Source organism: Mucilaginibacter psychrotolerans (assembly GCF_004519315.1).
In the GTDB taxonomy this organism is placed as follows: Bacteria; Bacteroidota; Bacteroidia; order Sphingobacteriales; family Sphingobacteriaceae; genus Mucilaginibacter; species Mucilaginibacter psychrotolerans.
On the sequence record NZ_SOZE01000006.1, the window covers coordinates 137,607 to 150,649 of the forward strand.

The window sequence follows — 13,043 nt, forward strand, 5'->3', positions numbered from 1 at the left end:
GGGTGTACTTTCTTATAGCAATTTCTGTTCTATTGCACTTTAATAACAACTTCATCTCCCTTAAGCGTTTCGGAAGATGCTTTCAACCGGATTTCCCCTGCTTGTTTATTTGATTGAACCAGCACCAAACAATATCCGTTAAAGGCCATTCGCTGGCTGGCTTTATCCGGTTCGTGGCTGCTGGGGTTTCCATTACCCGTACCAATAATCCTTCCGGGGCCTTCTATCGAAAACTTTACCAGGTTCGCCGCTGTAGGCACTACCCTACCTTTGGCATCTTTAATGGCAACCCGTATAACCGCAACGTCGGTACCATCTGCTTTAAGTACCTCAACATCGCTATTTAACGCCACCTGTGCCGTAGCCGTTGTGGTTTCAACAACATCGCTGGTTACTAATTTGCCGTTTGTATATCCCCTGGCTTCCAGTTTACCGGGTTTATATACCAGTTTCCATATCAGCTTGGTATAGGGAACAGCTTTTTGCCTGCTTATTTTTTTGCCATTGAGGAATAACTCCACCTCGTCGCAGTTGGTATAACAATGTACGGTTACGCTGTCGCCTTCTTTGCCAGGCCAGTTCCAATGCGGGAAAATATGGACTACGGGTTTATCCCCCCAGGCGGCTTTATAGGCATAATAGCCATCTTTAGGGAATCCGCATACATCCATAATACCGAAATGCGAAGACACGCTTGGCCACTGAAACGGTGTAGGCTCCCCGCGGTAATCGAAGCCTGTCCATACGAAGGTTCCACCCAAAAAAGGATATTTTACAATGTCGGCCCAATCCTCGCCCGGTAACGGTCCCCAGTCGGGTTGCCATTTACCTAAGTTTGATACATAAGTCTTACCCCAATCATTCACATATTCCCCACGGGTGGAAACATAGCTTGTAGATTCGGTACAAAAGATCACCCGGTTGGGATAATTCTCATGATCTTTTACATAAGCCAGCCCTTTATCGCCATAGTTATAGCCAACAACATCTAATTCATTGCTGTATCCTCCATCATTCCTTGCATGGTTCATTGCAGCGGTTACCGGTCGGGTGGGATCAATTTTATGTACGGTTTCCACTAATGTTTTCAGGATACGTGCCCCGGTTACCGTTCCCTGTATCGCTTCTTCGTTTTCCATGCCCCACATAAATACCGACGGATGATTCCTGTCCCGGTACAACATGGTCGACAAATCCTTCAGCCCTTGTTCCGAACCCGACAAGTGACGGTTTTCGTCCATAACCAGCATCCCTATACTGTCGCACATATTCAATAGCTCAGGCGTAGGCGGATGATGAGAACAACGATAGGCGTTGCTGCCCATTTCTTTGAGCAGCTTTAATTTGTAGAGGTTTATCTTATCAGGCAGGGCAACACCAATACCGGCAAAATCCTGGTGGTTGCAAGTACCTTTCACCGGATAATACTTCCGGTTTAGAAAAACCCCGTTGCGGTTTATTTCCACGGTTCTTACACCAAAGGTTGTTTCATAAGTATCTACCATGTTCCCGTTCTCCCAAACCTCCGTCCGTATTTTATAAAGGTTGGGGGTTTCGGGCCACCATAGCCGGGGTTTGTTAATTGCGCCGGTCTGGCTTATTTCAGTTGTACCCAATGGTTCAATTGAGCAAAGAGATGTTTTGGTATCTAATACAAGGCCTTTACTATCCAAAATGGTTGAAACAAGCTTCGCGTTTTTTGGCGTGCTGTACTCATTTCTCAAAGTAGTTTTCATGTTAACCGTTGCCGCTGCATCGGAAACTATGGGTGTGGTCACATAAGTTCCAAACCGGCCAACATGTAACCTGTCTGTTGTTATAAGCCAAACATGCCTGTAAATGCCGGCACCCTCATACCACCAGCCTTCGGGCTGGGTAGCATCAACTTTTACCAGCATCACGTTTTTCCCTTCGTTGCCGTATCGTAAAACATCGGTCAGGTCGTAGTTACATGGCGTGTAGCCACTTTGATGGGTGCCCATCAGATGCCCGTTAACCCAAACGGTACTATTTCTAAAAATACCATCAAACTCCACAGATACTTTTTTACCCTTACTTGCTTCAGGAATTTCAAATTCTTTACGGTAAAAACCTATACCTGTGGGTAAATACCCGCTGCCGGCAGGCTGACTGCCCAGGGTATTATCATGCACGAAAGTACCCTCAATGGCCCAGTCATGCGGAAGATCTACTTCATTCCAGTCGACCTGTTTTAATACTCTGGCACTTTCAAAGTTCGTATAATCAAGGGCCGTATCTTTTTTTGTAATAACGGGCACATTCGTATCTGTTATGCCGCCCTGGCCTACCCTTACTGCAAGTTTTATAGCGATATCGCCTTTATGAAACTGCCAGTTAAAGTCGAATTTCTCTTTTGTTCTTTTGGGCGAGCCCGCCTGTTTGTTTTGTGCAGTTGCATCCGTAAGATTCAAAGCCGAAAGCAAGAAGGATGATACCCCCAAAAGCAATATTTGAAGCACCTGATTTTTAAAGTGTGTATATCTGTTCATAATTTAAATTGATAAGCAACTCCTGACTTACCGAACGGTTAAGCGGGCTGGCTTGTGATCACATTAACTTCTGCGTATCCTCTGTAATAGTTACCCTATAGTTTTGTACGCGACAAGAATACGTTACCTCCAAAAAACATCGTATTCATAAATGCATATCATTACATTTTCACTTCCATCTTTCGCTTCAGTTGCTGCTGGTTACGAAAGATCACTATTTCGGTATTTTTCCAGGTAACCGTATTCCGGGCTTCTTGCAGTTCTTTAAGAGTGCCGACCTGTTTGCGATTAAAAGCAAGAATTACATCATTAGTCTGAAGGAATGCTGAGGCAGCCGATCCGGGTGCAACCGAGAGGACTAATACACCTCTTATCCTATCCATGCCTGTAGCAGATTGCTCGCCGGCTGTACTAAGGCTTTTTACCTTCGCCCCCATAAAGTCTATCGTTTCATCTTTGGCTAAATTATTGGCAATTATGGTCGTCGGGAAAACAGGCTTTTTAGCGATCTTCTTCAGCCCTACCGAGACTACGCCAAAGCTATCCATCGAGAAATTTTTGAAGCCAACCGACAAAGCAGCGGCACCTTGTTTTACCCGAAAATCTCCTTTTTCGGAATTTTCAAAGGTTAAAGGCCCGTATACAGAATGGCTATCTGTTCCGCGTGAGCGGGCTTCGGCTAGTGAAGCGGAATCAGGAAAAGCGTTGTAATCAATTTCACGGCCCCAGTCGGCAATACCGATGGGCAGGTATGCCGCCTGCACGATATTGTGGCGGAATATATCCCCACTGTTTTTAAACCAAACATGGGGGTGAAAAGTATTATTGACCATGATATTGTTTTCAACTACACGTTTTACACCTTCCCGCAGCTTAATACCTCCGTTTAAACACAAGTTATTGTAAATATAATAATTGCTTGATCCATCGTCCAGGTCGATATCCCAACCGTGATCGCAGCGGAAACGGTTGTACCGAAGGGTGATTGGTTTCACTACATCAAGGAGCGCTAAACCGGGGTTTTCGGCAACAATTGAATCAAGCTTCTTTTTGTCCGGTTGCCAGTAGCGGTCGCGCCCCCAGGAGTTGAAAGAACCGTGGTCTCCGGTTTCCTTCACGGTATTAAAGATATCGTTATATTCAATTATATGCCCTCCCCATGTGCCTTCGCTCACATTGATGCCTGCACGGGGAACATCGTAAATGGTATTGTGGCTTACCACAATATCGCTACACATGGATAGCTCTACCCCTGCCGATTGCTTTTCTACGTAACCGAGGTTAAACATCAGGTTATCATAAACTTTACAGTCTTTTGGATAATTGTTTGTTTTGGGCCCGGGTGTAAGGTCTATTTTCGCCAGTGATATGTACTCGTTATATTCAAAACTCGGAGATCGTACAGCTGCCGGGTCGCCTACAAAACAGATCGCACTTGCACCAATTTCGGAGATCCGGCACCCGGATACTTCGCAGCCGCGATTAAATTTATTGAAAAACACAGCATTACCCCCCAAATTTTCGAGTACACATTTTTCCAGTCGGCAACTTACCGCACCTGTGTAGAATACCGCACCACCCCGGTAAATTGTCCAGTCGCTGCGCAGCAAGGGCTCTTTGTTTTGCATAAAGGTGCGTGCAGTTTGCGTTAAGGTAAGGGCGGAGATGGTGATATTCTTCACCGGCTGTTCCTCGGTGCCTCTGAATTCGAATAAATGGGGTACCTGGGGTGTCTCAAATTTTGCAGTCTTCAAATCGAACCCTTTCGGCGGCGAATAGTACAAGATTCTGGTGTTATGATCATAAAACCATTCGTTAGCGGTATCAAGTTCTTCAAAAACATTCTCTACATAGCGATATCTTTCGTGCATGCCAGAGCGGCGGTTATTTTGCCAGCCCCCTTCCAGCACAGGCAGGCCACTACTGTCTTTCCCTTTAATGAGGAAATGAAAATCTCCCCACCTGGCTTCGTGCAATGCATGTACGTATCCTCCTGCAGGCGATGCCCACTTTGCTGCCCGGCCCTTGCCGATGGCATCTGCCGCAGTGCCACCCATTATTTGTGCCGAAGCGTCATAATTAGGGTAACGGGCCATGTGCTGAAGCTTTCCGTTAACAAACAACTCATCAAAAACAAGGTGCTGCGTAATCTTTGCCTGCCAGATACCATTTTTATATGGCGTCCAGTTCAAACGGCTAAGCGCCACGCTGCCGCTCACAACAGCTACCTGGTGCTCTACACTGGTCAAAACCAAGGGTTCATTATCTTTCCTCGAATCGGCCGGGGTAAATATTACCGGTTTACTTAAGTGATAGGTACCGCCAAATAACCTGATGAAAACAGCCCCAGGTGTTTTCCGCGCCAAAGTCAAAGCGGCGCTTATGGAAGCAACCGGCTTGCTGCGGGTGCCGGGGTTGCCATCGTTCCCCGTGGCAGAAACATACAGGTTTGTTTGTGCGGCTGCGTGCACCGGCCATAACAAAACAGCAAATAATGCTGCAGCCGTAAGCGTCCTAATAGTTGCCATTTCGTCCTATCGCTATATAAAAAAAACTTGTCTATTCTACTTCTATAAACTCCGGTTCGTAGGGCGCTACAGTGAAATTACCGGTATAGCTTTTATCAAAAAGGATACTTCTTGATTTTCCACCCATCGGTATTTCCTTGGTTTCTCCCGTTACGTTAAGGTATAAAAAGTGGTGCTTATCAATTTGCCTGGCCATAACTCCCGCGGGCACCTGGGGGCCTTTTTTTATACCAAGTTCCTCTATCAGTCCGTCAAGCAATGGGTTCAATACATTGCCGTCGGCAGGTAATCCTACATAAATTGCCCTGCCTTTGCCATATTTGTTAGATGTTATAATTGGGTAATCTTTATCCAAACTTGTGATACTGCCCAAAACCTGGGCTGCTTTGGGATCAATGATGTCAAACCGTGTCGATTCTGCATTAACAACAGCCCCTTTATAGTTGACCGCTAATTTCTTTCCACGATAAGACATTCTTGATATTTCGTTCATCGTTTCTGTTTCCTCATAACCAGCTACCCGTATTCCAAACACATCGCTTAAACGCCCGGGGTGGGCAGAGGCAAAAACTTTCCCGTTTTCGTCAACCACGGCAGAATTGCTCGTCATAATTACAGTCCCGCCGTTTTTTACAAATTCGCGGATTTTATCGGCGGTCGCCTCATCCATTACCGTTACGCCGGGCACAAAAAGCAGTTTGTACTTTAATGCGCTTTTACTGATCTCCACAACATTGACATCCATATTACGGCTATAAAACAAATTCCAGCAGCTTTGTAACTGTTGGTCCTGCTGCTCGGGGAATGCACTGCTGGCTATCTGGCTGGGAAAAGAGAATGCTAAACCAACCTCGGGCTTGGGTTTATACGGAAAGAATCTTTCGATCTTCCTGAACTCGGCAGCTACCTTTTTATACTCGTCATATTTGCGGTTGGCAGTGCCGTCCCAGTCGAGCATCCCTTCCAGGTATTGTTCTTCGCCCGACCACATACTTTGCCACGTCCATCCGCAAACCATTTCGTTGCCGTACATCAGTGTGGCATACGCTGATTTCCTGATTGAATTGGGTACCGCTGTCATGGTAGTGAATTCTGTGCACCAGAAAGGGTTTGTACTTTCAAACTGAATACGGGATATGCCGAACAAGGCATTCATCACCCCCCAATTGGTTGTTAAAGAATTACCGGGATAAAAGCCTGCGCCTTCACGGGTCATTTTGCCCGAATAAGCAACCTGTGCATAGTCGAAATATTTTAAGACGCTATAATACCAGGCATTGGTATTGGTAAGCGCCCCGGGTGCATTAATATTAATCTTATCAAGCACTTTGAATAAGATCTGGTTTACCTCATCTGATATAAAACGCCTGAAATCCAATATTTTCTCAGGGGCGCCGTTCTTTTCGCCCGCTGCGGGTAGTCCTACCTCATCAAAATCGTTGATCCTGCGTGACCAACGCTGCGTAGCCCAGGCTTTGTTAAAATTATCGAGGTTCGAATACTTCGTCGCCAACCAAACCACAAATCTTTTCCTCACCGTTTCCGAATAGGAAATTGGGCCATCGCCAGATTCATTATCAACACCGAAAGCTAAGAGCGCCGGGTGTTTGGCATAATGCTTTGTAAGTGTATCCGCATAGCGTACAGCATATTTTTGATACATCGGATCGCCCACATCATCCATATAGCGATGATTTGCATATTGCGCAACGCCGCCGGGACTGGTAACATCAATAGATGGATATTTATGGTGCAGCCAAATAGGTGCAGGGCGAATAGCGATATCAAGGATAACCTTGATCCCTGCTTTATTCATCATATCCATCACACCATCAAACCATTGAAAATCGAACTTACCTTCTGCAGGTTCATAACTATCCCAGGCCAGGTGGCCCATCCGTACCACCCTAAATCCGGCGGCCTTCATCAGCATGATATCCTTTTTTATTTTTTCCTGGTTTTTATCATCATGTGGATGATAATTGGCACCAACATATAATTCCTGAGCTTTAACCGACAAGGTAGCAAGTAAGAGCGTTGAAATTATCAAAAGTTGTTTAATGTGTATCTTCATTTATTTGACAAATATTTTTACCGTTTTTGAAATATTACGTGATGAATTACCTAACTGGAGTATAAATCCCTTTGTTATTTGTTAAGCAGGGTTTCGCAAATCCAGACAGGTAGAAGCATGGAGGTCAACAATTGATTCTCCACTTAATTCATTATAAGGAATTGATAACTGGTGAGTCAAATTTAGCTTAAAGAAGCCCTAATGTTTACTTAAAAAGGGACTTTCTTTTATACAAAACCGACATTTGCTCATTATCATCGTGCGGATGATAATTGGTGCTAACTTATAACGATTGGGCTGTAGCCGACCAGGACGTGATCAACAGGATTGAAAATATTAAGAGCGCATTGATTTTTTTTCATAATTGTGTTCAAATGCGTGAATTAAGATCGTTTGATCAGGTTTACCAGGATAACATCATTTTCCCGGATATCTACTTCGCCGGAATACCTGGCACCCGGTTTTATTTCAATTTGCCGTATGGCTACAGGAGAGCCGTTTTGCTCTTTCAACTTTTCAACCTGCTGCTTGTTCAACTGCTTTGGCCGCCCCATATCCATATAACCCGTATAGGCATCATTCACGCGGTAGCCTACTTTATAAATTTCCATGGTGTACTTTCCGGCAGGCATATGGGATAAATTGAGTTTCACTTTACCTTTTGACCTCGCCGGCAGATCTTTGATATAATAAGCCTGGTTATTAACCGAATCGGGCAGTGTATAGGTATAGTCCCACAGCAATAGCTGCATTCCTCCCTTATCATTTTTGCAAGCCCATGAACGGGTATCGGTATTAGCTAACTCAGTCTTTCCGAGTTTATTCATCAATTGATAAGCATAGAACGCCGGCTTGTTTATGCCCTGGATGTTGAGCAAACCGAAGCCACCATGAAAAGGCGTGTAACGCGGACCTGGTTCTTCAAACACATCGGTAAAAACCCAGTACGACATGGAGTTGGCTGCGCTGCCAACTTGCTTTAGTTTCTCTAAAATATAGGCAGCCTCGTGATAGCTATCGTGCACAGGGTCAGCCGGCGTGTAGGATGAGCTCCATTCTGTATAATGCAGCTCGAGGCCGGGTATAGCCGATTGGGCGATTTGCTTACGGGTATTCAACACGTCGCCGCTTACCGAGAGCGAATCTTTACTCAACACCGTGCCCGAGTTGCCATACTCATCCAAAAAGCCCTGCTTTACACCATAGGAATGGGTGCTGACGAAGTCGATAGGGATATTGTTTTTGCTGCAATGTGCTATCATCTCCGGAACCCAGGCAGCACCTGCGGTAGCCGGCCCGCCCACCTTATATGAAGGGTTTACGCCTTTAACTGCCTTTGCTGTATAATCATAGAGTTTAAAATAATCCTCCTGCGTACCCGTCCAAAATCCGGGAGATAAGTTAGGCTCATTCCATACTTCAAAATACCAGGATTTTACCTCTTCGGCACCATATCGTTCTGTAAAATGCTGAACAAGGTTGCTAATGAGTGCCTGCCATTTGTTATAATCTTTCGGCGGGGTAACGTTGCCGCGCCACCAAAAAATGGTTTGGTTTCCGCTTGCGAGGGCATTAGGCATAAATCCCAGCTCTACAAAAGGTTTCATCCCAATTTTATGCAGAAAATCGAAAAGCGCATCTGCATACATGTAGTTATATTGCGGAATCCCTTTCGAGTCTTCGGTGTACACGGCCATATCATCGGTAAGCAGCCCGTGCATCCTTATATACTTAAAGCCGCATTGCTTTTTTACGTATTCCAGTTGTTGTTGCCAGTCGGCACGTAGTCCTTCGTTTGCCCGGCCTGCACCTATGCAGGTGTTAAACATAGTAGCAAGCTTGCCCGATGTTTTATTTAAATCTACGTTGATAACGCGTTGGCCATATACATTTGCAAAACAAGCAAATTGCCAAACCACCAGTACCCAAATTATTTTCTTCATTTGTTTGTTACTCTTCATACAATTATTCTGTCCACACCAGTACGCCTGCGGGCTTTAGTGTCTTTTCCCCAATTAAAATTTTTGCATTTCCCGGCAGGTTCACGGTATAATCCGCTGATGAATAATTTAATGCCGTATAAAAACCATCGCGCCAATAAACAAAAACGCCGGGAGGATAGTCCTCAGTTGTAGCACCGGCATCTTTATAAATCTGCTTCAACAGATCTTTTTCCAATTTAGCATCATCGGTATCTACGCCAATATAGGTTACGTCCCCTTTGCCTATCCGGTGTTTTACCACAGCCGATTTTCCTTTATAGAACTGATTAGCATATGTAGCCAGCACCTCAGCAGTATTGTCAGCCGTAAGCAGATCCGCCCAGCTATGCCATGGATAATGATTCGAATTCATCAATATATCGCCTTTACCGTATGATGAAAGCATATCCGTTTGGCTGATATGGGCACCTATCAGGTTTGAAATTGGCATAGCCGCCTCTCCTTCCCAAAAATGACCTCTGCGATCTTTAGTAGCGGTACGGCAAGTAACAATCAGGTGGCCGCCTTTTGCTACATAGTCGTTCCATTTTTTTACCAGCGCAGAATCAACCATTTCATAGGCGGGAACGATCACAACCTTATACTTCGACAAATCGGCTGTTTCCGCTATTACATCCACAGGGGCTCCTAACGACTTTGCCGTTTTAAGAAATTTTACCGGATAATCCCACGTGTTCCATTGTCCTGTTTGTCTTTGTCTGTCGATGCTCCAATAGTTCTCTACATTCCAAAGCAGGGCTGTTGACCGTGCTGCCAGCTTTGCCGGCATTTTTGAGCCGGATATAAAGCTCTTTCGCAATGCTGTTATTTCTTTCATAAACTGCATGTAGTCTTTACCGCCCTGCGAAGGTGTTACGCCATCTGTTTGAATCACACCCGAATGATATTGTTCTGCACCAGATAAAATTTGACGAAAACGATAAGAGCAAGCGATCTTTCCACCGGCAGCAAAGCTGTGGTACAGCCATAAGCGCACGGTACCCGGCAAAAGCAGGGGGTTGTAGCTGCCCCAGTTTACCGGCCCCGGCTGTATCTCCATAACCCCGGAGACTCCGCCCACAGATTTGTAATATTCTGAAGCAAAAAGGACCAAATCCGGATTGCCTAATCGAAAACCAGAATCGCCAATATTGTCCGTACCGCCGTTTGGATAGGCTGTATAGATCGCAAAGTCCAGTTTCCCGGTACGATTAGGGTCCGACCCGGTACAAACAGCGGTATAGTTGGTTGTAATAAATTGTGTCTTTGAAACGTAATTGCGTAAAACATCGGCCTGAAAATCAAGAAAGGCAGCTTGTGCATCTGCCGAATACCTTTTAAAATCGAGCAAGGCATGAGGATTGTTACCCCACCAGCCTACCAGGTTGGTATTGGGGATGATTACCTGATCGAAGTTATTAAACCACTGGCTCCAGAAGGCGGCACCCCAGGCTGTATTTAAGGCATCGATGGTTTTGTATTTATTTTTCAGCCACGTTCTGAACGCTTCCTGCGATGAGGGGCTATAATCGGGAACAGCGCCGGGTTCATTATCTATCTGCCACCCTATTACATTGCTGTTTTGCCCGTATCTCCTGGCCATTTCGGTTACTATCCTTTTTACATAGCCACGAAATTTGGGGTTGACCATAGACTCCAGTCCGCGCGTGCCGTTCTCCGCGCGGATATAATGGCCATCCATTACAAATGTCTCCGGGTAGTTTATCCGCATCCATGTTGGGGTGGTTGCAGAAGGTGTGCATAGCAATACTTTTACATGATATTTTGCGCACAGGTTGAGCACTTTGTCGAGCCAGGCAAATTCGAATTTCCCTTCTTCAGGCTCCATCTTATACCAGGCAAATTCGGCCAGGTGCACAAACTCGAAACCCATCTCTGACATTTTTTTTATATCCCTTTCCCACTGGGTTTCGCTCCAATGCTCGGGGTAATAATAAATACCCGTTGTAACCAAATCGCGCTCCGGGAAGAACTGGTTGGCTTGCTGTGCCTTTAATGCTACTGATGTTATCAGCAGCATTAATAATAGTAATATCGTTACTAATTTTCGCATCTGTAAATACTGCTTTACGGTAGAAGGTGTTATACGTTGTATCATCAATTTCTATTCAACATTATCAATAATGTCGTAGGTTATAAGTTCGGGGGATATATAAGTTCTATTACCGGCATAAATGCCATTATCAAAGCTTGATTCATAGGGCATTATTTTTTATATCGTCCTTTTTTTTATATAAAAGATCATCTGAACTGTATTCTGTTCAGATGATCTTTTTTACCACCCGCAATAGGTGAACTAGCGAAAGGTTTTATATTAATGCTGATTTTTTTTAAAACCCTGCGCCTTTTTTTAGCGAATCTAATGCATTTTGGTCTCCAATATATGCAGGCGCACCGGTATTTGGCCGTTGAAATATACCGCTGGCCCATAAAAACGGTATAACACCATGTGCTTTGGCTTGCTTTGTAATATAAGCATAATAATGCCAACCCGATCTTAACGCCAATACCGAATCAGCCGGGTATCCGGTCAATCTCTGCGCGTGATATTGAATGTCAAATTCGCCCATAACCACCGGAATACCCTTATCAGAAAACTTTGTTTTAACGGCTTTAAAGGCGTTATCCATGTATGATTCTTCTGTTGAGGCAACGCAATTGCGATCCAGGAAGAGCGGGTTGGTTGTATGAAAATCTTTCCCCCAGAAATATAGCTCTTTTCCCCAGCTTGCATCGTAAGGTGTGGTACTACCATACCCACCTAATATGCAAAATTGCGGCGGGCTATAATAGTGAAACTCTACCATCATTTTTTGAGGCGTAGGGTCGGTAGGCAGTGTTGCCGGTTTATACACATTAGCCGGATCGAGATACGACGTAAGCAAATCAAGTGATGTAGAAGGCGACTGAATGACTATTGTACGATAAGTATTTTTACCACCGGTGCTGCGCACTGCGTCAACAAACGACTGATGATAACGCATTAAGGTATTGGTTGTAGGTACATCATTCGCATTGGGTTCGTTGGCACTGGCAAATATCAAATGCTCGTCAAAATCACGCATCGATGTGGCTATCTGCTGCCATATTGCCTTATGTTTGGCATTAACCGTATCCTGCTTAGCACCCGTAACTGTACAATCAACATAACCCTCGTGGTGGGTGTTCAATATCACGTACATATTGTCGTTGATGCAATATTGAACAACTTCCTTTACGCGGGCGAGCCACAGCGGGTCTATTTCTGAAGTTCGGTTATTGATAATGTGGTTACTCCAGGTGCAGGGAATCCTTATAGCATTCATACCGGTTGATTTTACCAGATCAATCAGCTGCTGGGTAACTTTCGGGTTTCCCCATCCGGTTTCCCATCCGGGCGCATCCAAAGTGTTATAAATATTCCATCCCATCGTCATTTTCGCGGCAAGTTGCGCAGCAGTGCTGCCCATACCCGTGGCATCGGGCGCCTTTGGCGATACATTGTACGATGGATAAATTATAGCATCCTGTAGTACAGTGATGCGCCTGCTTTGGCCATTGCCTGATGCTATAGTTAAAAGAACCGAGCGCCTTGCGCCTGTTGAATTCGCTGCGGCTTTAAATTCGATGGTTGCATCGCCACCATTGCCCGATGTTGGGCTTAGATGAAGCCATCCTATACCTGTTGTATCAACGCTCCATGAGGCATTAGCAGAAAAGGCCAAAGGCACCGTACCGCCACCTTCGGGTATAGTATCTGTTATATTGCCTAGCGTAAGCTGCGGGATTACTTTGTCGTTTTTTTTGCAGGAAACGGCAACTATCATAGCAATAGCTATCCCCACAACCCAATATGCCGTTTCCATTTTCATTTTAATTATTTTCATGTTATTTTGTTCTATCTAAAAAAGGCCGTCTGTTAATTGGTTAACGGTCCCCGGCAGCATGC

The 13,043-nt window shown here is 45.0% G+C and carries 6 protein-coding genes; all 6 read right to left on the reverse strand.

Going from position 1 to position 13,043, the window contains the following annotated elements:
- Positions 1 to 29: 29 nt before the first annotated feature.
- On the reverse strand, positions 30 to 2,510 hold the full coding sequence (galA, locus tag E2R66_RS08590) for a beta-galactosidase GalA (RefSeq protein ID WP_133228764.1): 2,481 nt from the start codon (positions 2,508 to 2,510) through the stop codon (positions 30 to 32).
- A gap of 161 nt (positions 2,511 to 2,671) precedes the next feature.
- On the reverse strand, positions 2,672 to 5,038 hold the full coding sequence (locus tag E2R66_RS08595) for a PDZ domain-containing protein (RefSeq protein WP_133228766.1): 2,367 nt from the start codon (positions 5,036 to 5,038) through the stop codon (positions 2,672 to 2,674).
- Between the two features lie 31 nt (positions 5,039 to 5,069).
- A complete protein-coding gene (locus E2R66_RS08600; RefSeq protein ID WP_133228768.1) occupies positions 5,070 to 7,112 on the reverse strand; it encodes a beta-galactosidase in 2,043 nt (680 codons plus the stop codon).
- A 383-nt stretch (positions 7,113 to 7,495) separates the two neighbouring features.
- The gene (locus E2R66_RS08605; protein WP_133228770.1) at positions 7,496 to 9,055 is read right to left on the reverse strand and encodes a GH39 family glycosyl hydrolase; all 1,560 of its coding nucleotides are present in this window, start codon (positions 9,053 to 9,055) and stop codon (positions 7,496 to 7,498) included.
- A 22-nt stretch (positions 9,056 to 9,077) separates the two neighbouring features.
- On the reverse strand, positions 9,078 to 11,213 hold the full coding sequence (locus E2R66_RS08610; RefSeq protein ID WP_240049264.1) for a beta-galactosidase: 2,136 nt from the start codon (positions 11,211 to 11,213) through the stop codon (positions 9,078 to 9,080).
- A gap of 232 nt (positions 11,214 to 11,445) precedes the next feature.
- Entirely contained in the window at positions 11,446 to 12,981 is a 1,536-nt protein-coding gene (locus E2R66_RS08615) for a cellulase family glycosylhydrolase (RefSeq protein WP_133228774.1), read from the reverse strand.
- Between the last annotated feature and the right edge of the window lie 62 nt (positions 12,982 to 13,043).